The sequence below is a fragment of the Pelagicoccus albus genome (genome assembly GCF_014230145.1).
Taxonomy (GTDB): Bacteria; Verrucomicrobiota; Verrucomicrobiia; order Opitutales; family Opitutaceae; genus Pelagicoccus; species Pelagicoccus albus.
In genome coordinates this window covers 66,826-90,785 of sequence record NZ_JACHVC010000005.1, presented here as the reverse complement: position 1 = coordinate 90,785, position 23,960 = coordinate 66,826, and the positions used below count along the sequence as shown (strand labels likewise).

Here is a 23,960-nt window from a genome sequence, read left to right as displayed (position 1 = left end):
AGTCCTGCCCACTGAAAATCGACCTCGGGTTTTCCCAAGCGCGAAGAGACCCTAAGCTTAAGCCCCACAAATTCTTCAAAGCTCCCCTACCCCTTTCTGACTTCCCAAAGCGCCTGTCGTTTTTAACAATGCATTTACATTAACAAGCGTTTTACAAATTCGCTGGAAGATAACTTCTCCTCAAAAGCAAACATGTCCATCCGATCCATTCGCCTCGCCGCAATCGCAACCTGCGCCGCAATCACCGCCTCTATCGGCTTTGCTTCGCCTAAGATTATGCAGGGACCAATGCTCGGCCACGTCGATCAGGACTCCGCTCAGATCTGGGCTCGTATAGCGGGGGAAGCGGAAGTTTCCATCCTCTACTCGGAGAGCGCAAATTTCTCCAACGCGAAACAAACTCCGGCAGTCAAGGCTCTCGCGGAAAACGACTACTGCATCAAAGCCAATATCGACGGCCTGGAGGCAGGATCTTTCTACTACTACCAAGTGCTTATCGACGGCGAGCCCCTCGACTCCGCTCGCGAACGCCAAGGCTACCCTCTCCTCACTGCGCCGCCATCGGATATGGAAGTTCAGTTCACAGTGGCATTCGGAGCGGGAGCTAAGACCGAGATCGACGGGATGCAGGCCATCTGGCTGCAGGTGCAAAACGCACGTCCGCACGCTTTTTTCTGGTTGGGCGACAACGAATCCGCCGAAGGCCTCGCACCTGCCTTCCAAGCAGAACAATACCGCAAGCAACGTAACATCCCTTTCCTCCAGCCGCTGCTACGTTCCATCCCCCAGATGGCGACTTGGGACGGGCCTCGTCAAGATTCCGAAAAGTCTCTCGAAGTCTTCCAACGCTACTGGGCGAACCCAAGCTATGGTACTGACAGCAACCCGGGATCGTACTTCAAATACAACTACGCCGGTGTCGACTTCTTCGTACTAGACACCTACAGCTTCCGCCAGACTGGCTCAGAATCAACCCTGCTAGGAAACCCGCAACTTCAGTGGTTGAAGTCGGAACTCGAAGCCAGCCAAGCGCCTTTCAAGGTTCTATTGAGCAGCAGCAGCTGGACCGACATCAAAGAAACCACAGACTCGACATGGACCGCGTTCCCCGAAGAGCGCAAAAACCTGCTCGGCTACATAACAGAGCAAAACATTTCCGGCGTGATTCTCGTTTCTGGCGACAATGATCAAGCTGAGGTCAAAGCAATTCCCTTGTCCAAGAATGGCGGATACGATCTTTACGAGCTCGTTAGCAGCCCGCTCGCTCAAGACCCAATCGCGACCTACGACGAGCAGGAAGAATCAACCATCAACATCCACGAGCCCTACTCGGCTAGCATGAACTTCGGTCTGCTGAGCTTTGATATGACCGGAGACGACCCTAGCTTCTCCTACGAGGTAATCAACGTGTTTGGGGAGAGCGTATTCCCAGCCTTGGAAGTGAAGGCGAGCGAGCTTACCAACGGGACCGAATCTTGGCAGACAAAGGTTGACGATCCCGATGCCTACGCCTCCGCGAATTCAGTCGGAAGCCTGCCATCCGTCCAATAGCCAACGACATATTTCATAACAAAAAAACGGCCGTCCTTTATCGGGACGGCCGTTTCTGTTTCAATAAATTCAACCCTTAAAAGCCGGGCCCAACCACGAGTTCCACTCGATTTTCTAAGCGGAAGTACTTCTCGGCAAAGTCGCGCAAAGACTGGACAGTAACCGCGTCTATTTTCTGGTCGTAGGTGCGCCACTCATTCACGTCCAATCCATAAACCCCGTTCAGGACTGCTTGGCTCGCGCAGCTGGAATTAGTTTGCATGCTCATCCGCTTCGCCGCCTTCAGACGTTTCTTGCAGCGGAGGAGCTCCTCTTCGGCCACTCCAGACATAACTCGCTTCGTTTCGCGATCGAGCTCCACGATGACTTCCTCGAAACGCTCCGGTGAGGTGCCGGCATAAAAGTAGAACATGGATGTATCCAGCCCAACCAGACGGGACGAACGCACGAAATAGGCCAGACTCAGCTTTTCTCTCACTCGATCGAAAAGCTCGCTCGACATGCCCGAAAATAGTTCGTCGGCCACTTCCGATACATAATAATCTTCAGCCTTCAAACCGGGGCCCGGATAGGCGTGAAAGACAATCGCTTGTTGGCGATCCATTTTGAGACGATGTACCCCAGGATCCGACGGCTTAAGGAAAGCAACTTCACGACGAGGCAGATTCGTTTCTTCAACTTTGCCGAGCAAGCTTTCAAGGCGGTCCTTGAGAAGGCTCCGATCGAATTGCCCCGAGACGCCGATCGTTATGTTTCCACCCACTACGATCGCTTTCCAGAACTTTTTCACCTCATCTAGAGTGATCGATTCGACCGTATCTAGGCTTCCACTACCGGCGATGGAAAAAGGGTGTTCGCCGAAGAATCGCTTCCGCAATTCGTGCCGCCCTGCGGTTACAATATCGTCTAGATTCTCTTTGATACCAGCTATGTGCGATTCCTTTTCCAGATCAAAGACATCCTCCTTAAAAGCGGGACGCAGCAGTGCCTCTTCGATCAAGTCTAGAGCAAGCTCCGTATCGCTGGGAAGGACTTCGACTGAAAAGCCTAAACTGTTGTTGCCGGAAAACTCGTAGAACGAACCGCCAGCCCCTTCGATCGCTTCCGCCACTTCCAAGGCGCTACGTTTAGCGGTATCCTTGGTCATCATGGTAGAGAGCAAAGCGGTCAGACCTTGCTTGCCTTCTGGTTCGAAAAGAGCCCCTGCTTCGAGGGCTATTCGGAAGTGCAAATTCGGCAGGCGTTTGTTCTCGCGGAGGAGAACTTTGCAGCCATTGGAGAGAACGATCTCCTCGAAATCGAGCGTCGCCTTCTCATCCGCCGTATCTTGAGACTCTTTGTCTAAATCCGATTTCGGATTCATGGTAACAATGGTCAAGCGATCCCATCGTATCCATGCATCTAGCACACGCTTTAGATCAGAAGCTGTGACCTGCGAGATCCGCTTCAAATAATTGCGAGCGTAGCCAATGTCTCCCACAACGACCTCAGCTGTTCCCAATCTCGACGCTTGCCCGGATGCGGTTTTGCGGGAATTCACTTCGTTGACCAGTAGCTGACGGCAAACCTTGTCGACGATCTGTTGCGTAAAATCCGATTCTTCCAGCGAACGAAGATAGCTCTTCATCTCGGCTAACGCTTCTTGCTGCTTATCCGGATCGCAAAGCATCGAAACGTAGAAAACACCAACGTTCCCAGGAGTCCAATTCGATACGTCTACGTGGTGAACGAGTTGCTTGTCCTCACGCAGATGCTGATAAAGCAAAGCGCTATCGCCATGCCCCAAAGCCAAGGCAAGAGCGTCCAGAGCCGGCGTATCGGCGTGAGTCAATCCGGGAACTTGGAACCCCATCGCCACACGGGAAATCTGTACGTCTTCGTACAAGTCCTGACGTCGGTCTGATAGCTGGAGCGGTTCTTCCGGCAGGTAAACTGGAGCTAAGGAACTACGTTGGAATTTTCCAAAATGCTCCTCGACGCTAGCCCGGATCGTTGCGTTTTCGAAGTCGCCCGCGATCACGAGGACCGAATTGTTAGGCACGTAGCGGTTCTTGTAGTAGCCGACTAGGTCGTCCCGCGAGATTCGGTTAAAGACGTCCTTGTATCCAATGATCGGATAGCGGTAGGGATGTTTATTGAAAGCCGTTTCGAAAAGGGCATGCATGACGCGGTTGTCAGGATCGTCCTCGCCCATAGCGATTTCCCGGTTGATGACCTCCCGCTCCTTGTCGACTTCTTCCGCAGGGAAGACCGACGCAAAGACAGAGTCAGCCAACACGTCTACCGCTACCGTGGCATTTTCTGCGGGCATATCGATGTAGTACACCGTGCGGTCAAAAGTGGTGTAGGCATTGATGTAGCCTCCGGACTCGTGAACGACTCGAGAAATCTCCTTGCCCGGACGCTTCTCTGTTCCTTTGAAAAGCATGTGCTCCACGAAGTGCGAAATACCCGAGCCGAGATGTTCGGCCTCGTGAATGCTGCCCGTTTTCACCCAAACCTGAACCGAGCAAACGGGCGAGGAGCGATCCTGTTTGAGAAGCACAGTCAATCCGTTGGGAAGAACATAGCGTTCCACTGGCTCTTTGAGGAGCGGAGCGATCATCGACTGGCTGGCGTCAATCGAACGGCTTTGCGGTATTTCTATCATGCGTAAAATGAGATGGAGTGTGTCGGCCGCGCCTGAAGCGGCTTTATAAAACGAAAGAATCGTCCGCTAAAAAAACGGACGACCTGAAAGATCAACGGTTAATCTTATTGGAAGGCTTCAAAGCGATTCGATAGAGCGGTAGCTCGGGCGTTTCAAAGTATGTTTCTTGGGAGTGAACGGTTTTTCGAAGGCGTCCTTAAACGTATACGTGGCCGCAAAATCTTCTCTCTCGTCGCTCTCGTTTTTACTGAAAACGCCGTACTCGATGAGATTGAAGACCATCTCTCCAAAATCTTCGCATCGGTTGATGCCCCATGAAGTGAGGATGTAGTAGGACATGGGTCCATATTGCTCGAGGGCATACTCGCGAATGCCATCTAGCAACTCCTGGCCCGATACGTGCCGCTTGGCGACTTTGGTGACTACTTTTCCGTGGCGTTTTCGCTCCCGGTCGATGGTGAAGTTCAAGGCCTTCTGAAGAAAAAGATAACCGTTTTTGGCGTAACGGGGATCCTCCTTAACGATCAGGCTCACAACTTCGGTAAAATCGTGCTCTTTCATTTGAGTATGTCGCCCCGGTACACGGGACGCGAAATGCTGTTAAATGACCCCACAAAGCGAGGCCCTCACTGTCAATCTCGCAAAAAGAAAGTTGAGCGGATCACAGAGCCGAACATTTTCGGTAACTTTACGGATCCTAGCGAGTAAACAGGGTATTCCTGCTCAAATGCCTAACTCTAACTTTCCTTCCCAATCCAGCTACCAAGGATGAAAAAGAACCTAATCATCGCAACGACCATCGCGATCTTGCTCACCGCGTGGATGATCATCGGATCCATCAACGCCGAAGATCCCAACAACGCCCAAACGCAAAACAGCCAGGCAAGCGAAACCGAGGAGAAAGAGCTCCCCAGAGTTCGCGTCCGCGATTCTGAAGCCCAAGCCTACGCGGCGGAACTAATCCTGCGCGGAAAAACGGAAGCTTCCCGCGACAGCGTCATAAAGGCGGAAGTGGGTGGCCAGATTCTGGAGATCTTAGCCCCGCGCGGTGGAAGCGTGAAAAAAGGTGATCCCCTCCTGAAGATTGATCCACAAAACCTGCCCGAGAAGCTGGAGGAAGCGAAAGCGCTTTTGGACCAACGTACTCTGGAACATCAGGCCGCCAAGAAACTGCAATCTAGCGGATACCAATCGGAAACGCGACTCGCCGAGTCCTCCGCCCTACTCGCCGCAGCTAAGAACCTCGTCGCCGCAACCGAGATTGCCTTGGAGAACACAGTTGTCAGGGCTCCATTCGATGGAGTCTTCAATGATCGCCTCGTCGAAGTAGGTGAATTCGTTTCCATCGGGGATCCGATCGCCCGGTTCTTATCTTTGGATCCCATGATCATCACCGCGGAGGCGACTGAAATAGAAGTTCAGAAGATTCACCAAGATACGCCAGCCGTCGCTCAAATCGGCAAAAAATCCGTGGAAGGACGGATTCGTTACATTTCCCGCTCCGCAAATGAAGCGGTCAGAACTTACACCGTGGAAATGGAATTCGAAAATCCAAAGCTCACTTTCGTGGCGGGACTAACCGCCGACATTATTGCCACCACCGAAACCCAGATGGCCCATAAGGTTACGCCCGCCATCTTGGCCCTCAGCGCCGACACGGATGGAGAACTCGGCCTCAAAGTGGTGACGGAGGAGCAAACCGTCGAATTCTACAAAACCGAGATTATCGGCACGGCAAACGACGGAGTTTGGGTGAGCGGACTGCCTGACCAAGCGCGCATCATCACGGTCGGGCAAGGCTTCGTGCTTCCGGGCGCAAAAGTGAAAGCGGTCGAAGAGAGCAGCATACAATAAATGGAGCTGCCCATTCTCCTCTCAACGAAGAACACTCAAATTTCCGAGCATCGTGATAGAAGCCATCCTAAGCCGAAAGCGAACGGTTAACCTCGCTCTCATATTCATCCTCGCCGCGGGTCTTTTCGCTTACATCGATATTCCCAAGGAGTCGGACCCGGACGTGACCATCCCTACCATCTACGTTTCCATGTACATGGAGGGCGTCTCCCCCGAAGACGCGGAACGCCTACTCGTGCGTCCCATGGAGCAGGAGCTATCCAGCGTGGAAGGCGTGAAGGAAATGACCTCCACTGCTTCCCAAAACTCCGCCTCTGTGACGCTTGAGTTCAACGCCGGATTCGATCCCGACGCCGCTTTGGCCGACGTACGCGAAAAGGTCGACTTGGCCAACGCGGAGCTGCCACAGGCCGCCGAAGAACCTACCGTACACGAGATAAATCTCTCCCAGTTTCCGGTCATCGTGATCACGCTTTCCGGCGACGTTCCGGAGCGGGCCCTGACCAAGATAGCGAAGGATCTCGGAGACGAAATCGAAGGCATCGGACAAGTCCTCGAGGCTCGTGTCATAGGAGATCGGGAGGAAGTCGTAGAAGTCATCATCGATCCAAGCGTACTTCGCTCCTACAATCTCTCGCAGGGCGAAATCATCGGATTCATTTCCCGCAACAACAAGATCGTTGCCGCCGGAAATATGGACAAGGGAGACGGCCGCTTCGCCGTAAAAGTCCCCGGGCTTTTCAAGACCGCTCAAGAGGTAATGAGCATTCCGGTCAAGCGAGATGGAGACAAGGTTGTCCGTCTCCAAGATGTGGCTACGGTGCGACGTACCTTTAAGGACCGCTCCGCCTACGCCCGACTCAATGGCGAGCCAGCAATCGGCATCGAAGTCTCGAAACGCTCCGGCGAGAACGTGTTGGATACCATCGCCGCAGTTAAGGAGCTGGTCGAAAGCACGCGCCCCAACTGGCCGGAGACGCTCAGCGTAACCTACTCACAAGACAAGTCCACCAGCATACGCGATATGCTCTTGGACCTGCAAAACAACGTGCTTTCCGCCATTCTGCTCGTGATGATCGTTGTGATCATCGCCCTCGGGGTTCGCTCCGCCCTACTCGTTGGGATCGCCATTCCTGGTTCCTTTCTCGCCGGAGTCCTTTTCCTCTACGCAGTGGGATACACAGTAAACATTGTGGTTCTTTTCTCGCTGATCATGGCAGTAGGCATGCTCGTCGATGGAGCGATCGTCGTCACCGAATTCGCGGACAGAAAGATGGCCGAGGGCATGGAAAAGGGTCCTGCCTATGCGGAAGCGTCTAAACGTATGGCGTGGCCAATCATAGCCTCCACCATGACGACCTTGGCCGCCTTCGCGCCTCTCATCTTTTGGCCCGGAATAATGGGGGAGTTTATGAAATACCTCCCCATCACCTTGATCGCCACTTTGAGCGCCTCGCTGGTCATGGCGTTGATATTTGTGCCGACCCTGGGCGGAATGTTTGGCAAAGCGAACAACATGGATAACGAAGCCTTGGACGCTTTGGAAGGCGCTAAGCAGGCCGATCTGACTCAGCTCCAAGGATTCACGGGAACCTATGCGCGTTTCCTGAAAAAAGTTATCCGCCACCCGGTTTTGCAGCTACTCTTCCTTCTTGTCCTCTTCACGGTGGTCATGATCCTGCAATTCACTCTCGGCAAAGGGGTCGAATACTTCCCGAACGTGGAGCCAGAGTTTGCGAGCATGAACATTCGAGCTCGTGGAAACTTATCCGTCGACGAGGCGGACTTGCTGGTCAGACAAGTTGAATCCCGCATCCACAACATTGATGGGATAAAGTACCTGTATAGCCGGGCCGATCCGGCGCTTCGCGGCACGAATATACCTTCAGACACTATCGGCATCATACAATTCGAATTCACCCATTGGGAACACCGTCCCAAAGCTCATGAGATATTCGATACGATCCGTGAGCGAACCGCTGATCTCGCAGGTATCCACATTGAGTTTGCTCAGCAGGATGCAGGCACCCAAGGCGGCAAGCCGGTGCAGTTGCAGGTCAGTTCCGCCTTTCCCGAAAAACTGGAAGCGGCCACGAAAATTATCGTGGACAAGTTCGAGGCGACAGAGGGCCTGATAGACGTCACCGACACCCGTCCCATCGAAGGCTTCGAGTGGGAAGTGACGGTCGACCGAACCGAAGCGGCTCGCTACGGCGCTGATATCACCACCATCGGAAACGAGATCCAAATGCTGACGAACGGAGTTGAAATCGGTGAATACCGCCCACTCGACGCCGACGACGAAGTAGAGATACGAGCTCGCTATCCTTTCGACGACCGCAATCTGGATCAGCTAAATCAGCTCAAGATCGTTACAGAGCAAGGCCTCGCTCCCGTATCCAATTTCATTACACAACGCCCCGCTCAACGGGTTCAAAACATAAACCGAGTCGAGCAGCGTCGCGTCTATACCGTCTCTGCCGAAGTGGAGGACGAAGTTCAGCCGGCTGCCATTTTCGAGCAACTTAGAGAGTGGCTTCCCGAGTCCGGCATCGATTTTTCCAGCGTAAAAATCGAGTTCCGCGGAGAGGATGAGGAGCAGCAAGAAGCCATGGCGTTCTTGGGCAAAGCATTCCTCGTAGCGGTTTTCGCGATCGCGATAATCCTGATAACCCAGTTCAACAGCATCTACCAATCTGGCCTGATCCTCACTGCCGTGATGTTCTCAACTTTTGGCGTATTCATAGGCTTGTTACTCACACACCAGCCCTTCGGCATCGTGATGAACGGAATCGGCGTCATCTCCCTGGCGGGGATCGTAGTCAACAACAACATCGTGTTGATCGATACCTTCAATACGCACCGGAAAAACATGGATACCTATGACGCGGCTCTGCTGACCGCCGCCCAGCGTTTGAGGCCGGTTATGTTGACGACTGTCACTACGATTCTGGGCCTGATTCCCATGGTCTTCGGGATCAATCTCGACTTCTTTACACCTCACGTTTCCGTGGGAGCTCCTTCCACCCAATGGTGGACACAGCTCGCCACATCGGTCGCCTTCGGATTAGCTTTCGCCACAGTGCTCACCCTTGTATTGACGCCTTCCCTACTTGCTTGTGAAGACAACATAAAGCGATTCTTACGCTTGAAGAAAAAAGAGCCTGAGAACTACGCTCCACTTGGGACCGAACTTAATAGCGAATTGAACTAAAATATGAAAAAAGCCCGTATCGGCGTAATCAATATTTCGGATCGTGCCTCCCAAGGCGTCTACGAAGACATCCCAGGAAAAGCATGTCTCGAACTTCTGAAGAAATGGCTGAAGACAGAATTTGAAATCTCCTACGCCATCGTACCGGACGAGCAAGACCAGATCGAATCTACCCTGATTCGCTTTGCGGACGAAGAAGACTGTAGTTTGGTCGTAACGACAGGCGGCACCGGTCCCGCCCCTCGCGACATAACGCCAGAGGCAACAGAAGCAGTCTGCGATCGACTCCTCCCTGGCTTCGGGGAGTTAATGAGATCCGCATCTCTGAAGTATGTGCCAACCGCTATTCTTTCCCGTCAAACCGCAGGGACTCGAGGCAGTTGCCTTATCGTCAACCTACCCGGCAAACCCAAAGCGATTCGGGAGAACCTGGAAGCTGTTTTCCCGGCCATACCTTACTGCATCGATCTCATCGGCGGTGCCAGACTCGAGACGGATGAGGGCGTGATGAAGGCGTTTCGCCCCAAAGGGGCATAGATAGCGAAGCCTAATCCTCGTCGCTTTCCCAAGCTTCGAAGTTGAGCCGTAGCTCTCGGAGGCACCGCAAAGCCTTGAGCTCGTCTTCATCGAGGGCGGCGGCCTCCAAGTCTTTGGAATCGAGGTAAAGCTGGTCGATACCCAGAGCCATAGCCGTATTGGCTAGGTAGTGAGCGTCTTCTTTGACCATAAACCATTCCTTGGCTGCCGCGTTTTGAGCCATGGCTTCATACTTTGAATACACCTCGGCAATCGCGGCCTGAACAGCTTCCTTCGGATAGCTGTCTATTCCACCAAATACCGAAGTGGGAACGGCGGGCTTCGCTGGAGCAGGAATCTCTGGCTCTACATCAGCTGGCCCGATGAAAAGCGGAGTATGCTCGGGCTCGGCTTCCTTTTCCTCTTCCGGCACAACATCGACCCGCTTTTCTTCGATCCAAGGAATATCTTCGATCTTTTCCAGAAGGTCAGGAGCGTGAAACGGTTTTCCAAGAAAATCATTAATGCCCGCTTCGCTGGCTCGCTTAACCTCGTCTTCCTGCAACGAGGCCGAAACGGCTACGATCCAAGGCCGAACTGGGTCGCCCCCCTTTTCACGGATCATGCTGGCCGCGGTCGGGCCATCGACCTCTGGCATACGAAGATCCATTATGATCAAGTCGTAATTGAGACCGACTTCCGCCGCTGCCTTACCGCCATCAAGCTCGTCAGCCTCGTATCCTATCGCATCAAGATACTGCAACATCAGACGACGAACCATCGGGTTATCGTCAACTACGAGGACTTTGATTGGGTAAAGCTTGGCCATGGGAACGTTTGGTCGGAGTGGAAATTGTTGTTCTACAACCTCTCTATCGGACTCAACTTGGCTTTCTAGAAACTCAAAATCAAATGAGGCGGTAAAACAGGATCCCTCTCCGACCTCGCTCTCCACATCGATCCGCCCCCCCATCAGCTCCACAATTCTGTTTACGATGGCCAAACCGAGACCCGCTCCTTCGCGAGGAAACCGGCTCGAATGCGCCAATTGGATGAAGGGTTCGAACAATCTTAGCCGATCCGCTTCCGCGATGCCGACTCCTGTGTCCACAATTTCGAATTTCAGCGGCAGTGCCTTCCCGCCTTCCGAATCGTCCACGAGGGCTCGCAGCAAGACCTCGCCTTCTTCCGTGTATTTAACCGAATTTCCGAAAAGATTGAGCAGGACCTGCCTCAGACGGACCCCATCGGCATGGATAAGCTCAGGAACGTCTGGGGCTATTTCAAGATTTGCCAAAAGGCCTTTACGGTCAGCCATAGGCTTGATCGTGCGGAACGTTTCTTCGATCAGGTGGCGCAGTCGAACCGGACCGTATTCCAACTGAAAGTTCGCCTTCCTCAAGTTACTGAAATCCAAAATGTCCTGCACGATACGAAGCAGGATCTTTCCTTCAGATTGGATGGTATCCAGACAGGCACGTTGTTTTTCATCCAAACGCGTTCCTTTCAGCAGATCGCTATATCCAAGCACACTTTGCAGCGGCGTTCGAATTTCGTGACTGATAACCGCCAAAAATTCGCTCTTGGCCCGGTCCCCCGCTTCCGCTCTTTCCTTTGCGAGAACCAGATCCGCTTCGCTCTCATGCTCAATCTGGTAGTAGAGGAAGAAAATAACCAAGGACATGATTAGCCCGGCAATGATGATCGTCTGTAGACGCGAGAGGGAAACGTTCTTGAACCAGTAGGCTCCCGAAATGTCGATCCCGAGCCAGTAAACGACCTCGCCCGTTTCCCGATCCAAAATCGGAGCGCTCAGATGAAGAAGCGACTTCCCCCCCAAGGCGAAGGGCCCCGCCAAGAAGGCTTTCCCCTCTTGATAGCTTTCCAGCTCACTCACATCGAATCCTCCAGCCTTGAGAAATGGCGTAGCGCTTTGTTCGGACTCAAACGCCGAGGCTCGCACCCCCGTTTCGGTTCCACTCCAAAAGTAAGTGCTCAGGATGTCAGGGCCAACGCTTTTGATGGCCACCAACTGCCGACTTAGAACACCGCGTAACCTCAGCCCGTAGTCGCCAAGCTTTGAAAAGTCTATATTCTCGGAAACGTCGATCGGCACCACCGCAGTCTGGGCGCGGGAGAGGTAGTCCTGCTCCATGCGCTCCTTCATGCGTTCGCCATTCCAAGTCGTGACCAAGAAACTACCTCCCGCCACCAATGCTAGGGCTACCGGCAAGACACGATGCCCCCAAAGCTTAAGCTGAGCCCCGATGCTCGGAACGACGTCCTCGATGCGGCGTTGCAAACGATAATACCAAAAACCAGCTAGAATCGTCCACGCGGCAACGATGCGAAGAAGCAACAGGTCAAAGCCGTAATAAGGAAAATCTTCGAAAGCGACAGTCCCCTCCGGAAAAACAACCCAGACGCGTCCCGGAGCGAGCAACCAGGTTGGAAAGACCAAAGCGAGCCCAACTACGATCACATACAATTCCCGCCGATTCTCCTCCCTGGCCGCGATCACAAAACACCGGCAAGCCCAGAAGACCGCTCCCGCCGCCACGATCCCCGAAACAATCAAAGTGTAGAGCAGGTCGCCAATCTCGATAGAGAGCCCCAGAAAAAGCCCACCTAAAGCGGAGTATGGGAAAAAGTAGCGGTCTTCGTCCTTCTTGGCGTAGCGAATCGCTGTCTCCACCAGCAGTCCGTATCCGAGCATCTCAAATCCGACTTCTAGACTGAAGGACCGGAAAAACTCGTCGGAAAAAGAAAGCGTTCGCAAAAAGTCAGAAAAGGCCTGCGAAAAAGCATAGAAGCCAATCCAAAGCCACGGCATACGAACTGCCCCGTGGTCCGACAAGGGCTTGGACAAGGCGAGCAAACCAACCAGCACCCAACCGAAAAAGGAGAGAAAAACCAGAAAATCCTGCTCGAAAATCCAGTTCGGAATTAGTTCGGGTGAGTTAGGATCGACGGAAAACATGCAGCGAAGTTGGCGGGAGAACCGCCCGAATGCTCACATCGTTGCAAGGCACAGCCAATCAAGGCAATCCCACAATGCCCTCTGGCCTAATCCTTTCGGCAAGTTTTCATTCTGCAGCCCTTAGGGATCTTACCTCCTACGCTTTTGAGTAATTTGGACGATACTAGGGAACTAGCTAGTCACAGCGAATTCAGCCGCAACCGTGCAATCACTCGTTTCAAACAAATTATCCGCCCCAGTATTGATGGGGCTGGTGGCCCTTTACGCCTTGGGCCAGCTAATTTGGTACGCCGGTACCCCGATGGGGATCAGCCCCGTTCTCGACGGGCAAGAGAACTTGCTGCTGGCTCAACGTATCGCACAGGGCGATTTCGGAGAAGAGCCCTTTTACCGCTCCATACTCTATCCGGCCGTGATCGCCTACTTTCCGCTCGGATACTCCTTCCTAGGACTGATTTCCCATTTAGCGAATACATGGCTGACCGGACGCATGGCTCACTTGTTCTGGAGCAACAAACTGGCCCAACTTACCACGATGGTCTTAGTAGGCTTCAATCCAGTGCTTCTGCATTTTGCGTTCGATCCACTCGATACTACCTTGGCCCTTAGCTTTTTTCTCTGCTCCCTTTATGCGGGCCTCCTGGCAAGTCGATGCAACAAGCAAGCAACTCAGAGGCTTTTGCTCGCAGCATGCGGGATCTCAATCGCCCTCGCCACCCTCACCCGTCCCCACTATCTGCTGACAGCCGCCGCGATCGGGATTCTACTTCTCTACGGAATCTTTCGCCAGCGGCTCAAGCCCACCAGCCTAGCCAGCTTCACCATCGCTTTGCTCATTCCGCTTCTAGCAATGGGCTTTTTTCAAAAGTCACTTTCCGGCGAGTTTCGAATTCTCCCATGGCAAGGCGCTTACAATCTCTGGACTAGCAACAGCCCCGATGCGAACGGACTATACTACCGCCAAACCTTGTCCTTTCATTCGCTCGAGGAACATCAGAACCCTAACAAACTCGAAGGCATGGCCCTCTACCGGGCCGCAACTGGCGAAACGGGAACGATCGACGAGCGTAAGGCCTACTGGCGGCAAAGGACGATCGAACATATTTTGGCCAATCCGTGGGATTGGACCAAGCTCATTGCCTTCAAACTCTACGCTTCGCTCAACAATTTCGAACAATACAACAACAAGACCTTCAGCTTTCACAAAGCACTGTCGCCATATTTCAATTACAACCCCATTTGCTGGGGATTGATTTGGTCTCTCGCCGTTTTTTCCGCCGTATCGACCTGGAGGTCGAAAAAATGTGATATCCTTCCGCTCGGCATCATCGGCCTTAGCTTAGTAGCCGGACTATTGATGTTCATGGCGAGCGGGCGCTTTAGGCTGCCGCTCGTTCCCCTGGCCGCGATTCTCGCAGGCGGCGTTCCGATTGTATGGAAAAGTTTAAAACAAACTTCCTCACGCCATCGTATTGCCATCGCCATTTTCACTTTTCTCGCAGCGTCATTATCCTTTTCTCGCTTCGCTGACATCGCCTCCACAGATAGCTATCTTCAAGACGCCTTGCTGATGGCTGACTCGGCCGCCCGAATCGGAGCAGACCAAGAGGCTATAAAATGGTCAGGCTATGTGATCGAAAAAAGCCCACAGCAACAACAAGCGCTTCGACTGAATTTGATCAGCCACTACAACCAGATCGCAAGTGGGGAGCATGCCGCCACTGAACAAATCTGGCAAGAGCTGGCAAATAGAGATACCCATCTACAACTCGACGACGAGCTACTCGCATACATCAGAGGAGTTATCGCCTGGAACCTTGGTCAGAATAAAAGAGCCACCCAGCTTTGGCAAAGTGGATACGATAATTACGGTCTAAATGCGAGCGCCTGTCTCGCTGCATTGGAATACGCAGGGACGCCTGTTCGAGAATTCAACTACAAAGAGATCTCCCTGGATCAATGGAGATCACCCAACAACTGGCTTTACGCCGTAGCCGTAGCTCAGAGTATGAGCCTAGAGGAAAGAGCGGCCTTCTTGCAGAGTGTTGGCGTTTCGCCAGAGTCGTTTAAAAACATCAGCGAAAGCCTTGGCCGCGTAATTCCCCGCGAACGCTAGCTCTAAAAATAAAGTCTGAAGAGAGCTTGGGTGCCGTCATCCCCATGGCCGTCTTCGACTAATTTTTCGAAGAGAGATTTGGCGAGTTCCAAACCAGGTAATTCGAGCTCCATCTCTTCCGCTGATTCAATGGCTATCTTCATATCCTTAAGAAAATGTTTCACGTAGAAGCCGGCAGAGAAATCACCTCCCAAAGCCCGCGGAGCAAGATGACTCATGGACCAACTACCCGCCGCACCGGCGGAGATGCTCTGCAAAACACTTTCCGCCGAAAGGCCAGACTTCTTGGCGTAGGCTAGGGCTTCGCCTATGGCTACCATCCCACCTGCAATGGCGATTTGGTTACACATCTTGGTATGCTGACCAGAACCGGAAGGACCTTGGTAGACGACGTTTTTTCCCATGATTTCAAACAAGGGCAGAGCCTTTTCGAAGGCAGCCTTCTCTCCTCCCACCATAATGGACAGGCGAGCTTCTCGCGCACCGATGTCACCCCCCGAAACCGGAGCATCCAAAACAGAAACCTGCCTGCGGCTTCCAATCTCCGCTATCCGCGCTGCCAACAGCGGACTGGAAGTTGTCATATCGATGGCAATACCTCCTTCCGAAAGAGCGGAGATAATTCCATGTTCCCCTAAATAGACCGACTCAACATCGCTCGGGTAGCCGAGAATAGTGATAACAAAATCCGCACCCTGGGCAGCCTCGTAGGGCGAGTCCTTCCAGACAGCTCCCGCCGCCACCAGCTTGTCAGCCTTTTCGCGCGTTCGGTTGTAGACATTAAGCGAGTAGCCAGCAGCAAGGAGATGACCTGCCATGCTCGCGCCCATCACTCCTGTGCCGATAAATGCGATACGTTCCTTTTTCATGCCAACAACCTTAGTTGGTTTTCTCGTAAAATCGATATGTTCCTGACGTAAAAAGGCCGACTTTCTCGATTGAAAGCCGGCCCTCGAAAATTTGTAGCTGTTTTTAAACTACGACTTATACAGTGCCGAAGATTGTCTTTCCTTCGGAGAGAAGGTCAGCTGCAGCTTCTTGCAAGCGCTTCGCCATGTTAGCTTCGCCCTTCTTGAGGTAGCCGCGTGGATCGTAAGTCTTCTTGTTACCTACTTCACCGTCGATCTTGAGAACGCCTTCGATGTTGGAACAGATGTGAGTAACGATTGGACGGGTGAATGCGTACTGGGTGTCGGTATCGATGTTCATCTTGACTACACCGTAGTCGAGCGTTTCACGGATATCGGAAAGCTCGGAGCCGGAACCGCCGTGGAACACGAGATCCATTTCAGCTTCCGCGCCATGCTTGTCCATAACAGCCTTCTGACCGTCGCGGAGGATGGTTGGCTTGAGCTTAACGGAACCTGGCTTGTACGCGCCGTGAACGTTACCGAAAGTAGCAGCGAATAGGAAACGGCCGATTGGCTGAAGGGTTTCGTACACTTCCAACATATCTTCTGGAGTCGTGTAGAGCTTTTCCGCTGGGAGACCAGAAGTGTCGTGTCCGTCTTCTTCACCACCTACGCAGCCAGCTTCGACTTCGAGGATGATTCCGAGCTCGGCGCACTCCTTGAGGAGAGCCTTGGAGATCTCGAGGTTTTCATCGAGTGGTACAACCGAACCATCGAACATGTGAGACTGGAAGAGAGGTCCCTTCCCTTCAGCGACGCGCTTGCGGGATGCTTCGAGCAATGGCTTGAGGAAGCTATCAACCTTCTCTGGGTGACAGTGGTCAGTGTGAAGAGCGACGAGTACGTCGTACTTTTCAGCGAGCAAGTGGGTTGCTTCAGCCAAAACGATCGCGCCATATGCCGCGTCTGCTACGTTGAGTCCGGAAGCGAACTGGCCGCCACCGGTGGAAACTTGGATGATACCGTCAGTCTTCGAATCCGCGAAAGCCTTAAGGGCTGCGTTGATCGTCGTGAGAGACGTAATATTTACGGCTGGGTATGCGTAGCCTCCCTTTTGGGCGGCATCCAACATCGCTTCGTACTGCTTAGGTGTTGCGACTGGCATTTCTCTTTTTAAGATTAGATGTTCTTATTTGTATATCTACCGTCTAGTAGGATGTCTGATCACTCTACTAAGAAAATGTTTACCTTCAAACAAAATCGATGCGACGACCCCTCGTATTGATGAATTAGAGGGAGTTATTTGGCTTAACTGATCAGTTTCGGCAAATTCGAGAGGCGCTGAGCACCCAGAAAATATGCTTCTGATCACATATCGTCCGCTTTGAAACAGAAGTCGTATTCTGAATTCCAGTCAGGTCGCCCCTCCACCCTGAGTATCAACTTAAAAGTTTGATCCTCAATTTCCGGTACCTGGAATCGAAGCGTCGGCCCGATGCGGTTCTCTCCTTCCTCCAAAGCGTCGAAGTACCAGCCTAGCACGAAGGTTTCGTCGTCGTCGAAACGCAAATAAGCCTCCACCCGATCGCCTTTGATCGAACCTAGCCCATCGTGCAACATCCACAACTCCGCTTCGAACATATCCCCAGCTCTCCAGGAAAAGCGTTTAACGCGAGCAGATGCCAAGGTTGATCGACAACTTTGACGCACCGACCTCAAGGCTGGCTTGGGCTCACAAGGCCAGGAGACCAGACTGTTGTTAGCAGCGGCAGGCCAAGGCTCGTTGAAGCACCAGCTTATCGCCATCGAGCAATAGGGCTTTTGCCTGCGAGCTTCTTCGAAAATGGCCTTGAGTCCTTCCGCCTGCAGCAATTGCCCCCAAGCGACTAGCTCCTCGATAGATTCAGGGCGGCCGAAATAGTGTTCGATTGTATCCATGCAGAGCCAAGTGTCCGGATGTGATTCCCAGGCCCCAAAAGCGTGTCGTAGCTCCCAAACCCCACCTTTCTTGGGAGGGAACAAATCTTCTTCCTCAATGAGGCTGCTCAACTTTTCAACCGATGCAGGGCCCGGTATTCCAAACTCCACGTAAGCTGAATTTCGAGCCGATTGAAAAACGTCGATACACTCCCGGCCCGTCGCATCGCGGAAAAGATAGCCGCCGTGACCAGCACCCATTATGGGCGAAGTTGCAAGGAAAGGAGTATCGGGATCCAGTTCGAAACACTTTTTGTTCAGAAGGCGGAGCGCTTTCGACTGATCAGTCATCCCAGACCAAGAGTTGAATAGTTCGTTTCCACCGCACCAAATAACGACGCTCGGGTGGCCCTTGAGACGCTTGAGGATAGCTTCCGCCTCTTGGTCCAAAGTATCTAAAAACTGGGGACTCTCAGAGTAGCAATTGCAGGCGAGTGGAAAATCCTGCCAAACCATAATCCCTAACCGGTCACAGAGGTCAAAAAACGAGTCCTTTCCGATCGCCGAGCCTCCCCAACATCTCAGGAGATTGAAGTTGCTGTTGGCTGCCTTCTCGAGGAGCGGTCGATAAGCGTCTTCACCAGACACACCGGAAAACACGTCCGGAGCCACCCAGTTAGAACCCTTCACGAAGATCCTCTTGCCATTTAGCTCCAGAGCCATGGGCGGAACGCAGCGAGTCTTTGGCATCGCCTCTTGATCTTTCCAAGCCCCCTCGTTCATGACGAGTTTGCTACACCGGAAACCAATGGTCCGACTTTTGGAGTCCAAAACCTCGCCTTCGCTGCCGTGCAGCGAAACTCGCAAAGAGTACAGAGGTTGCTCACCATATCCTCTCGGCCACCACAATTCCGGATCATGTATCTCACAGAACCCGTCGACCACGTCAGCGCCAGCGAGCGATATAGACTCCCCATCCACCACCTCTCCGCTCGGATCAACGAGGCTCCACTCGATTTCGCCACTCGAGGACCGGCTCAATTCCACCGAGATATCCAGCCGCACAAGCGACAATTCCTCTTCAATCGTATAGTCGAAACAAAACTCGCGGATGTGCTCCGCCTCCCGTGTTTCCAAGTGGGTTTGGCACCAAATCCCTGACGGGACCAATCGAGGATGAAAGTCCCAACCGTAGCTGACCGCGGGTTTAACCGAGGCATTTGCCTCCACGCGGCCTTCTCCCTCCCCAGAGTCTGGTATCGGGAAAACGACTACCTCCAAGAATTCCTCATCGCTCGCGAATTCGGTCAGGTCCAACTCGACTTTCCGAAACATGCCTTCTTGGGCGTGCAAGGTTTGTTCGCCCACTCTGATAAGAAACCGGTAGTCGATCCCTCCAGATACGAAAAACAGTCGCTTATCTCCTAATTCCGACAAGGAAGGCAAAGGAGCACGGTAGGTCCAGTAGACCTTTTCCATCCAAGCATAGCGTCCGAAATCGCCATCCTGCCAAAAATGCGGCCAGCCTTCCGCCCGAGCCCAGTCGAGCTGTACTGCGCCTGGCACGGAGGCGTTCACCCACTTGCTCGGAGCCAGACTCGGATCCGAGGAGTAACCCACCTTCCAATCTAAGTTGTAACGATTCACCGGCATGACAATTTCGGTATTCACAACACCCCTAGATCCCAAATTACGTTCTCGCAACCTTTTGCTTAAAAAGCGAAAAGCGTCTCAACCGACCAAAGCTATGACCTCGCCAGACTCAACAGCCCCTAAGTTCCAGGCCATCGCCCGAGCTTCCATCCTCTCCAGTATCGAGAACAAACATACTCAATACGTTTCCATGGCAGACAGGAGAGCCCAAGGACTCCTCACGATCGCGGCCGTCATGTCTCCGATTGCCATTTCTAGAATCAGCGTCCCCGAATTCTTCCCCTCGGTCGTCGTATTCCTGATCGGCGCCGCCGCGACGATCATTGCCGCTACCCTTTGCCTATTTCCTAAACGATTCCGAAAAATAAAGCCTAACGATCGTTTTCTACTGCACTTTTCGTACATCAGCCGCCAAGACAGGGACGAATACCTTTCCCAGATGGCCGATGCCATTTCGGATACCACCGAACTCGCCAACGAAGTTGCAAAAGATTTGTATCATCTGAGCCACGACGTGCTCATACCAAAATTTCGGTGGCTGAGGATTGCTTACGCATCATTTGTCGCTAGCCTTCTAATATCGATCTGCTTGCTCGTGTTCAACGTCTTGCACCTCGTCGATTGAAGCAAAACCCTACCTACCCCAATGTCTACGGCATTAGCGATCAACCTACATAAACTGGCTCGTTTCACCAATACGGCCCTCCCCATAATAACCCTGCTCTTCTTCTTGGCCGGTTGGCAAATCTCCTTCTATTTCCATTTTCTCACCGTCCCCTTCATCGGCCTCACGTTCGTCAATGTCTACTATCTCTACATACAAAAGAACCACTCTCTCCTGAGAAATTTCGGTATTTTAGGCCAAGGGCGGTACATGCTGGAAAGCCTCGGCCCTGAACTCCGGCAGTATCTGTATTCTGGAGACAGAGAGGAACGCCCCTTCAACCGTACTGAAAGAGCCGAAGTCTACCGAAAGGCTAACAACGTCGACTCCGCGTCATCCTTCGGATCCCAGAATGATTTCGACGCCACGGAGATAAAACTTCGCCATTCCCTCTTTCCAATTTCCAAAGAGCAGCTCGAGCCCTACAGTCTCACTTTCGGCGAAGAGCGAGGTATTCAAAACACCTATACCCTCACAGTTCCTTTCATCATAAGCGGCATGAGTTACGGAGCTCTGGGCAAACGAGCAGTTCGCTCCCTAGCCCGAGGAATCGCTCGAGTAGGCGGGCTTATGAATACAGGAGAAGGAGGCTATCCGAAATACCACTTGATGGAAAACTGCGATTTGGCTTTCCAAATCGGGACCGCAAAATTCGGCGTAAGAAACGAAGATGGCACGCTCAACGATCAGCTATTGGCCGATCTCGCCGCGAAAGAGCAAATCAAGATCATTGAGATCAAATTAAGCCAGGGAGCAAAACCCGGAAAAGGCGGGATGCTTCCCAAGGAAAAAATAACTCCGGAAATTTCGGAGTTGAGAGGCGTGCCCATGGGCAAGGATGTAGTTTCTCCCACCCACCACTCCGAGTGCGAAGACTATCCAAGCACAGTCAAATTCATCCGCAGAGTTCAGGACGTTTCCCAACTTCCCGTCGGCATAAAAATGTGCATCGGCGACCCTCGGCAATTTTTCGAACTGATCGGAGAAATGAAGCGCCAGGACATCTTTCCCGATTTCATCACTATCGATGGAGCTGAAGGCGGAACGGGAGCCGCTCCCAAGGCATTTATCGACCGAGTGGGCATGCCTCTGTTTCCTGCCCTCAAAACTGCCAACGACATTCTCCTTAGCGCTGGCGTGAGGCAGAAGCTCAAAATAATCGCATCCGGCAAGCTGATCAATCCCGGCTCCCAAATCATCGCCTTCTGCCTCGGAGCAGATGCGATAGCAACTGCGAGAGGTTTCATGCTATCGATTGGCTGCATTCAGGCGATGCAGTGCGGCAGCAACACTTGCCCGATCGGGATCACATCACACAAGGAGCACCTCGAACGAGGAATCGACATAGCTGATAAAGCGATTCGGGTAGCAAACTACGTGCATAATCTTGAACACGACCTCAACGAGCTCCTTTGCGCCACGGGGTCGCGATCAGTGAGTGACTTGACCTTCGACCAGCTCTACGTACCTATCGAATCTGCCCTTTTCCCCTTTAGCTCACACAACTGATGGCCATTGCTTCCAAGAAATTGAAGATCGCTTCCTGGATAGCCCAAATCATGGCTGCCGCCATTATGGGGCAAACCTTGTACTTCAAGTTCACGGCTGATCCTCAATCGGTAGAACTCTTCACAAAACTCGGCATGGAGCCGCACGGAAGATTGCTGATCGGGGCCCTCGAGCTAATTGCCTGCATTTTACTGCTAATTCCCTCTAGCGTAGTCTACGGCTCGTTGCTTGGTTGCTGCCTGATGGCCGGCGCGATTATCGGGCATCTGACCGAACTTGGATGGGAAGGTCCTATGCTCCAGCTGGGCAGTCTAGCCGTCTTGGTTTTCTGCTGCTGCTTCGCCACCATCCTTATCCGCCGCAGAGAACTGCCCTTGCTCAAGGCTGTGCAGCAAGAAGTTCCCGCCAAACGGCCACGCCGTAAATAGAGCTCCCCGGTCAGGGAACGCAGAAGACTTTCTCTTGTCAGAGTCGCTTGGATCGACCAGTTTCTGACCCAACTTTTTACGACTTTAGCGACTTTCTAAAAAAAGTCAGAAAAAGTTGAATGCTTTAGCGAAATAAGCGTCTACCTCCACGATGCCGGAAAAAAGAAGTAAATTTACTTTGGATGAGCTCATGCGCAGCAAACGCAACGAGCGCCCTGGACCCGAGTTCTGGGTTCGCTTCGACCGAGAATTCAAAGCCAAGCAGAAGCTTCTCATTCAGAAACAGCTAGTAGACGAATCCCGTCTAAAGTCCCCCTTATTCAACCGGTTTTACCGTATCGGAGCCCTGACCGCCACCTGCGGCATCGCAGTGGTCGCCGTCTACTTGGGCTTCCAGACGCCAATTCACGAACAAGGCTTAGCCTTGCAGGAAGGACAAAGCACCGCTCCAAGCGCGACGCCTAGCTTCGCAGTAGCGAGCACAGCTTCCTCTAAATCCAAAATCAGCGAGGTGAAGCAACAACCTGCGGGGCTTCAGGAATTCGCCACTTTGGCCCAGAGCAGAGCACCCAAAATAGTAGTCCAATCAGCATTGGCTGACAACTCCACCAAGCCGACTCGCTCTCAGCTCACTGCCATGGAGACGCTCGCCTCCCTTGAGGAAACGATTCGCGCCAATCGGGCAAGTGGACCTGCTCCGACTCCCAGCTACCAGTTCGTCAGCTCCAATGGCCTTTTCGAAACCGCTATGGCCGATCAGGAAGAAGATGAGCTCGAAGGCGTATGGGACTTCGAAAACGCTTTCATGCTAGGCAGGTACGCGGATCCGTTGACTGGAACCTTGAGCTCCGGACTTCCAAGTCGAAGCTTGAACGACATCCAGCAAGTCAGTCTTTCCCAGCTCGACGAAGCGTTATCCAACACTCGCCGCCAGAGCAGCCGGTCTTTAGATGCCCTAACAGTAAGGTTCTAGGAGCACACCGTCAGAAACAATTTAGAAACGAAAAAGACGCAGCGTGATAAACGTTGCGTCTTTTTCGCTTTCTTAGGTTGGCAAATACCGCCATTTGAGAAATTTCAAATGGCAGCCCGACAGGGATTCGAACCCCGACTGACTGGACCAAAACCAGCTGTGCTACCGTTACACCATCAGGCTAACCTTTGAAGGCCCGATAAGTTGGTAACAAGAATACGGTTCGTCAAGCGCCTAAATTGCGATTATTTTCAGCCCCCCTCCAACGAGCCGCATCACTAAACCAAACCTAGCATTGACGAGTTGAGGAGGCTTTGGCTTAACGAGTTTTTAATGTCATCTGCGCAAAATCTCGCCGAAAAACCCAAGTACAAACGCGTCGTCCTCAAGCTGAGCGGAGAGGTCCTGCGCTGCTCCGAGACAGGAGACCCGATCTCTTGGGACACCCTGAGAAAGATCTGTAATCAGGTTAAGGAAATCCATCAGCTTGGCGTTCAAGTCTGCATCGTAATCGGCGGCGGAAACATTTTCCGAGGCCTTTCAGGCTCCACAGATCAGGGAGTCGACCGAACAACTGGTGACTACATGGGGATGCTCTCCACAGTCATCAACGGCCTAGCCTTCATGGAGTGCTTGGAAAAGATGGGAGTACAGACACGTGTACAAACATCCATTCCTATGAACCAAGTCGCCGAACCGTTCATCTTGAGAAGAGCGATTCGCCACTTAGAGAAAAACAGAGTGGTTATCTTTGTCGCAGGAACGGGTAACCCTTACTTCTCCACAGACACCACCGCCGCGCTCCGCGCCAGTGAAATCGAGGCAGAAGTCATCATGAAAGCAACAAAGGTGGATGGCATCTACGACAAGGACCCGATGAAGTTCGACGACGCAGTGCGCTACGACAAACTCAGCTACATCGACGCTCTCCAACAACGCCTCAACATTCTCGATTCCACAGCATTCTCGCTCTGCATGGACAACGAAGTACCAATTCTCGTCTTCAGCCTCAACGATTCAGACTCCATCAAGCGAGCGATCGTGGGCGAAGACGTAGGAACCTTGGTCTCCTAAATTCAATTAC

16 protein-coding genes and 1 tRNA gene are annotated in these 23,960 nt (G+C 52.7%); 10 read left to right on the top strand and 7 right to left on the bottom strand.

Annotated features, from left to right (window positions below; translation table 11 throughout):
- Nucleotides 1-192 precede the first annotated feature (192 nt).
- Complete coding sequence (locus H5P27_RS02400) at nt 193-1,551, top strand: alkaline phosphatase D family protein (RefSeq protein WP_185658777.1); 1,359 nt, start codon at nt 193-195, stop codon at nt 1,549-1,551.
- A gap of 76 nt (nt 1,552-1,627) precedes the next feature.
- Here H5P27_RS02400 and H5P27_RS02395 read toward each other — a convergent pair whose 3' ends face one another.
- Nucleotides 1,628-4,201, bottom strand: coding sequence for a M16 family metallopeptidase (locus H5P27_RS02395; RefSeq protein ID WP_185658776.1), 2,574 nt, complete (start codon nt 4,199-4,201; stop codon nt 1,628-1,630).
- Between the two features lie 117 nt (nt 4,202-4,318).
- Nucleotides 4,319-4,762, bottom strand: coding sequence for a Minf_1886 family protein (locus H5P27_RS02390; protein ID WP_185658775.1), 444 nt, complete (start codon nt 4,760-4,762; stop codon nt 4,319-4,321).
- 207 nt (nt 4,763-4,969) lie between these two features.
- Between H5P27_RS02390 and H5P27_RS02385 the strand changes: the two genes are divergently transcribed.
- From H5P27_RS02385 to mog, 3 genes are read left to right on the top strand one after another with little or no spacing between them, the layout of a single operon-like run.
- Nucleotides 4,970-6,055, top strand: a complete 1,086-nt coding sequence (locus tag H5P27_RS02385) for an efflux RND transporter periplasmic adaptor subunit (protein WP_185658774.1) — start codon at nt 4,970-4,972, stop codon at nt 6,053-6,055.
- Nucleotides 6,056-6,107: 52 nt separating this feature from the next.
- Nucleotides 6,108-9,269, top strand: a complete 3,162-nt coding sequence (locus H5P27_RS02380) for an efflux RND transporter permease subunit (protein WP_185658773.1) — start codon at nt 6,108-6,110, stop codon at nt 9,267-9,269.
- A 3-nt stretch (nt 9,270-9,272) separates the two neighbouring features.
- On the top strand, nt 9,273-9,806 hold the full coding sequence (mog, locus tag H5P27_RS02375) for a molybdopterin adenylyltransferase (RefSeq protein WP_185658772.1): 534 nt from the start codon (nt 9,273-9,275) through the stop codon (nt 9,804-9,806).
- Between the two features lie 10 nt (nt 9,807-9,816).
- Here the strand turns inward: mog and H5P27_RS02370 are convergent, their stop codons facing one another.
- Entirely contained in the window at nt 9,817-12,765 is a 2,949-nt protein-coding gene (locus H5P27_RS02370) for an ATP-binding protein (RefSeq protein WP_185658771.1), read from the bottom strand.
- Between the two features lie 202 nt (nt 12,766-12,967).
- On the opposite strand from H5P27_RS02370, the gene H5P27_RS02365 reads away from it, so the two are divergent.
- Nucleotides 12,968-14,881 (top strand): hypothetical protein, encoded by a 1,914-nt coding sequence (locus H5P27_RS02365; protein ID WP_185658770.1) that lies wholly within the window; start codon nt 12,968-12,970, stop codon nt 14,879-14,881.
- A 2-nt stretch (nt 14,882-14,883) separates the two neighbouring features.
- On the opposite strand, the gene H5P27_RS02360 is transcribed toward H5P27_RS02365, so the two are convergent.
- The 3 genes from H5P27_RS02360 to H5P27_RS02350 all read right to left on the bottom strand — a co-directional run bounded on the left by H5P27_RS02360 (nt 14,884) and on the right by H5P27_RS02350 (nt 19,320).
- Nucleotides 14,884-15,750: an NAD(P)-dependent oxidoreductase gene (locus H5P27_RS02360; RefSeq protein WP_185658769.1), complete on the bottom strand. Its 867-nt coding sequence runs from the start codon at nt 15,748-15,750 to the stop codon at nt 14,884-14,886.
- Nucleotides 15,751-15,865: 115 nt separating this feature from the next.
- On the bottom strand, nt 15,866-16,897 hold the full coding sequence (gene fbaA / locus H5P27_RS02355; protein WP_185658768.1) for a class II fructose-bisphosphate aldolase: 1,032 nt from the start codon (nt 16,895-16,897) through the stop codon (nt 15,866-15,868).
- Nucleotides 16,898-17,100: 203 nt separating this feature from the next.
- Nucleotides 17,101-19,320, bottom strand: a complete 2,220-nt coding sequence (locus tag H5P27_RS02350) for a glycosyl hydrolase 2 galactose-binding domain-containing protein (protein WP_185658767.1) — start codon at nt 19,318-19,320, stop codon at nt 17,101-17,103.
- A 76-nt stretch (nt 19,321-19,396) separates the two neighbouring features.
- On the opposite strand from H5P27_RS02350, the gene H5P27_RS02345 reads away from it, so the two are divergent.
- The 4 genes from H5P27_RS02345 to H5P27_RS02330 all read left to right on the top strand — a co-directional run bounded on the left by H5P27_RS02345 (nt 19,397) and on the right by H5P27_RS02330 (nt 22,876).
- Nucleotides 19,397-19,927 carry a Pycsar system effector family protein gene (locus H5P27_RS02345; RefSeq protein ID WP_185658766.1) on the top strand — a complete coding sequence of 177 codons (531 nt, stop codon included), beginning with the start codon at nt 19,397-19,399 and terminating at the stop codon, nt 19,925-19,927.
- A 21-nt stretch (nt 19,928-19,948) separates the two neighbouring features.
- The gene (locus H5P27_RS02340) at nt 19,949-21,475 is read left to right on the top strand and encodes an FMN-binding glutamate synthase family protein (RefSeq protein WP_185658765.1); all 1,527 of its coding nucleotides are present in this window, start codon (nt 19,949-19,951) and stop codon (nt 21,473-21,475) included.
- Nucleotides 21,475-21,903 carry a DoxX family protein gene (locus tag H5P27_RS02335; RefSeq protein ID WP_185658764.1) on the top strand — a complete coding sequence of 143 codons (429 nt, stop codon included), beginning with the start codon at nt 21,475-21,477 and terminating at the stop codon, nt 21,901-21,903. Before H5P27_RS02340 ends, H5P27_RS02335 begins: the two co-directional genes overlap by 1 nt.
- 151 nt (nt 21,904-22,054) lie before the next feature.
- Nucleotides 22,055-22,876, top strand: coding sequence for a hypothetical protein (locus H5P27_RS02330; protein ID WP_185658763.1), 822 nt, complete (start codon nt 22,055-22,057; stop codon nt 22,874-22,876).
- 109 nt (nt 22,877-22,985) lie between these two features.
- Here H5P27_RS02330 and H5P27_RS02325 read toward each other — a convergent pair.
- Nucleotides 22,986-23,059 (bottom strand) — tRNA-Gln (locus H5P27_RS02325).
- 150 nt (nt 23,060-23,209) lie between these two features.
- Between H5P27_RS02325 and pyrH the strand changes: the two genes are divergently transcribed.
- On the top strand, nt 23,210-23,950 hold the full coding sequence (gene pyrH, locus H5P27_RS02320; RefSeq protein ID WP_185658762.1) for a UMP kinase: 741 nt from the start codon (nt 23,210-23,212) through the stop codon (nt 23,948-23,950).
- The last annotated feature ends 10 nt before the right edge of the window (nt 23,951-23,960 follow it).